The sequence below is a fragment of the Paenibacillus sp. P4_A7 genome (assembly GCF_056402455.1).
This window is the reverse complement of the sequence record NZ_JBFUHJ010000463.1, coordinates 1-4,327: the sequence shown is the minus strand read 5'-3', so window position 1 is coordinate 4,327 and position 4,327 is coordinate 1. Positions and strand designations below refer to the sequence as shown.

The 4,327-nt window shown below is 44.2% G+C and carries 2 protein-coding genes; both read left to right on the top strand.

Annotation, left to right across the window (positions count from 1 at the left end):
* Nucleotides 1-481: class I SAM-dependent methyltransferase (locus AC1DWN_RS28860; RefSeq protein ID WP_477562325.1), on the top strand; the 481-nt coding region annotated here is incomplete at its 5' end.
* Between the two features lie 377 nt (nt 482-858).
* Nucleotides 859-4,327, top strand: a 3,469-nt coding sequence (gene rpoB / locus AC1DWN_RS28855) for a DNA-directed RNA polymerase subunit beta (RefSeq protein ID WP_477562324.1), incomplete at its 3' end; no start/stop codon positions are given.

The following is a 4,327-nucleotide window of genomic DNA, read 5'->3' as shown; positions in this document are numbered from 1 at the left end:
CTTTGGGAGTCAGGTTTTAATCAATGCGTTGGAGCTGGAATCAAATGCTCGAGTGTTAGATGTCGGTTGTGGCTATGGGCCCATCGGTTTAACTGCTGCTAAGCTCGCTGTTAATGGTCATGTCACAATGATTGATATTAATGAAAGAGCAGTTGAACTTTCGAAGGAAAATGCTGAGTTGAATGGTATTTCCAATGTGTCTGTTCTGCAAAGTGATGTCTACGAGTCTGTTAAAGACAAGCTTTTTACTACGATCATAACGAATCCCCCGATACGAGCTGGGAAATCGGTTGTGCATCGGATTTTTGAAGAAGGTTATGAATTGCTGGAGCAGGGCGGAAGCATGTGGGTTGTTATTCAGAAGAAGCAAGGTGCACCTTCGGCGGAAGCTAAGCTGCAAGCTTTATTCGGTGATGTTGAGGAAGTAACTAAGGATAAAGGCTATCGCATATTTCGAGCTGTAAAAGGCTTATCGAAATAAACAAAAGTTGTTTTTAAAATTTCTGTTGAAATTCGATGTATATTTATTGACTTGACATTTCGGATATGGTAACATTATAAAATGTCAGCATTAAATTGGGCTCAATCTCTTTAGTTAACTAAAATGTCAAGTGTGATTTTTAAGCGCGGAATGCATAAGATTTACACATTTGACGTATAATGTTTACGTTTTGGGCAAAATTATTTGATATGAGACTATCGTGCCGCGCTGCGATTGGTTAACTGCCGGAACATGCTCTTTTTTCGAAATCATTCGAAAAGGGCTTTTCTTTATTTGACTATACAGGCGGCTGATGCCGTCTATGGTGACGCAGTAAGTATCGATGCTGTGAGACAGACATGAGGGGTGAGGTTAAGTTGGCAGGACAACTTGTTCAGTATGGTCGGCGCACGCGAAGAAGCTACGCCAGGATCAACGAGGTGCTGGAAGTCCCGAACCTGATTGAAATCCAACAAAAATCGTATGAGAAGTTTTTGGAAAGCGACTTAATTGAGTTGTTCCAAGATATTTCTCCGATTTCGGACTTTACGGGCAATCTATCGCTTGAGTTTATCGACTATAGCTTGGGCGAACCGAAGTATTCGGTCGATGAATCAAAAGAGCGTGATGTAACGTATGCGGCTCCTTTACGCGTGAAGGTAAGACTCTTCAACAAGGAGACTGGCGAAGTAAAGGAACAAGAAGTGTTCATGGGCGATTTCCCACTTATGACTGAGACGGGCACGTTTATAATAAACGGTGCTGAACGTGTCATAGTCAGCCAATTGGTTCGATCCCCAAGTGTGTATTTCAGCACGAAGGTCGATAAGAATGGGAAGAAGAATTATACTGCTACGGTTATACCTAACCGTGGTGCGTGGCTTGAGCTTGAAACAGATGCTAAAGATATTATCTACGTACGTATTGACCGGACCCGGAAAATACMGGTAACGGTACTTTTGCGTTCGCTTGGATTTGGTACTGACGCAGAAATATTAGAGCTGCTTGGCCACGATGAGTACATTCGCAACACGTTAGACAAAGATAACACGGATTCTACGGAAAAAGCGCTGATTGAAATTTATGAGCGTCTTCGCCCGGGTGAACCACCAACTTTGGATAATGCGAAGAGCTTGTTGGTAGCACGTTTCTTTGATCCAAAACGATATGATTTGGCCAACGTTGGCCGTTACAAAATAAACAAGAAGCTTCATATTAAGAACCGTCTGTTCAATCAGCGTCTAGCGGAAAACTTAATTGATCCGACAACTGGCGAGATAATCGCTGAAACCGGACAAATGATTGACCGCCGTTTGCTGGATGAAATTCTCGAGAAGCTTGAGAAAGACGTAGGTTATAAGACGTATCATGTCGCTAATGGTGTACTTGATGCAGATAGTATTCCACTGCAAACGATCAGTGTATTCTCGCCGTACGACGAGAGCAAAGTTATTAAGGTTATTGCGAATGGCATAATTGACAAATCCGTTAAGCATATCACGCCAGCGGACATCATTTCTTCCATAAACTACTTTATTAACTTGTTGCACGGTGTAGGCAGCACGGATGATATCGATCACCTAGGTAACCGTCGTCTGCGTTCTGTAGGCGAGCTGCTTCAAAATCAATTCCGTATTGGTTTATCCCGCATGGAACGCGTTGTTCGTGAGAGAATGTCGATTCAGGATGCGAATGCAATTACGCCGCAGGCGCTAATTAACATCCGTCCAGTTATTGCCTCAATCAAAGAGTTCTTCGGTTCCTCACAGTTGTCCCAGTTTATGGACCAAACGAATCCGCTTGCTGAACTGACGCATAAGCGTCGTCTATCTGCACTCGGACCCGGCGGTTTGACAAGGGAGCGCGCAGGCTTTGAAGTTCGTGACGTTCATAATTCACATTACGGACGGATGTGTCCGATCGAGACGCCTGAGGGCCCGAACATCGGTTTGATTAACTCCTTGTCTTCCTTCGCTCGTATTAACGAATACGGCTTTATTGAAGCGCCGTACCGTTGGGTAGATCCAAAGACAGGGGTCGTTACAGAACAAATTGATTACATGACTGCTGATGAAGAAGATAACTACGTTATCGCACAAGCGAATGCAGTCTTGAATCCAGATGATACGTTTGCTGAAGAGAGCACTATCGTTCGTTACAATAAGCAAGCAGATAACATCTTAACAATGCCTAGAGAACGTGTTGACTACATGGACGTTTCTCCTAAACAAGTTGTATCCGTTGCGACAGCATTAATTCCGTTCCTGGAAAATGATGACTCCAACCGTGCGCTTATGGGATCGAACATGCAACGTCAAGCGGTTCCACTCCTTATCCCAAGATCACCACTTGTTGGTACGGGTATGGAGCATAAAGCAGCGAAAGACTCCGGAGTTTGTATCGTAGCTAAGTATGATGGTGTGATTGAACGCTCGTCCGCTAATGAAATTTGGCTTCGTCGTGTTGAAATGCTCGACGGCAAACCGGTTACTGGAGATCTAGTTAAACATAAGCTTCATAAGTTTATGCGTTCTAACCAAGGGACTTGCATTAACCAGCGTCCGCTTGTTAACAAAGGCGATATCATCAAGAAGGGTGATATTCTTGCAGATGGTCCTTCCACAGAAAAAGGCGAATTAGCGCTTGGACGTAACGTTGTCGTTGCATTTATGACGTGGGAAGGCTACAACTACGAGGATGCCATTTTGCTTAGTGAAAAGCTTGTGAAGGAAGATGTATATACATCGATTCACATCGAGGAATATGAGTCCGAGGCTCGTGATACGAAGCTTGGACCTGAAGAAATTACAAGAGACATTCCAAATGTCGGCGAAGAAGCTCTTCGCAACCTAGATGAGCGTGGAATCATTCGTGTCGGAGCTGAAATTGGCGCTGGTGATATCCTTGTTGGTAAAGTAACGCCTAAAGGTGTTACAGAACTGACTGCGGAAGAAAGATTGCTTCACGCTATCTTTGGTGAGAAAGCTCGTGAAGTGCGTGATACTTCGTTACGTGTACCACATGGTACAGATGGAATTGTTGTTGACGTTAAAGTGTTTACCCGCGAGAACGGTGACGAATTGCCACCGGGCGTTAACCAACTAGTTCGTGCTTATATTGCTCAAAAACGGAAAATTTCCGAAGGCGACAAAATGGCCGGACGTCATGGTAACAAAGGGGTAATCGCTAGAATAATGCCTGAAGAAGATATGCCATTCCTACCAGACGGTACGCCTGTTGAAGTTGTTCTAAACCCACTCGGCGTTCCATCACGGATGAATATTGGTCAAGTACTTGAGGTTCACTTAGGTATGGCTTGTAAACATCTTGGTATTCATGCAGCTTCTCCTGTATTTGATGGCGCTCATGAGAATGACGTCTTCGATGCTATGGAAGAAGCAGGTATGCAACGTAATGGTAAAACTGTACTTTATGATGGTCGGACTGGAGAATCGTTTGAGCGTGAAGTTACAGTAGGGGTCATGTATATGATCAAACTGGCGCACATGGTCGACGATAAAATTCATGCTCGTTCCACTGGTCCTTACTCACTTGTTACGCAGCAGCCACTTGGTGGTAAAGCGCAATTTGGTGGTCAACGTTTCGGGGAGATGGAAGTTTGGGCGCTTGAAGCATATGGCGCTGCTTATACACTCCAAGAAATTTTGACTGTTAAATCCGATGACGTGGTTGGACGTGTGAAAACGTATGAGTCCATTGTCAAAGGCGAGAATGTACCAGAGCCGGGTGTACCGGAGTCGTTTAAAGTACTAATCAAAGAGCTTCAAAGTTTAGGTATGGATGTCAAAATTCTTGCCGAAAACGAAGAAGAGATCGAGCTAAGAG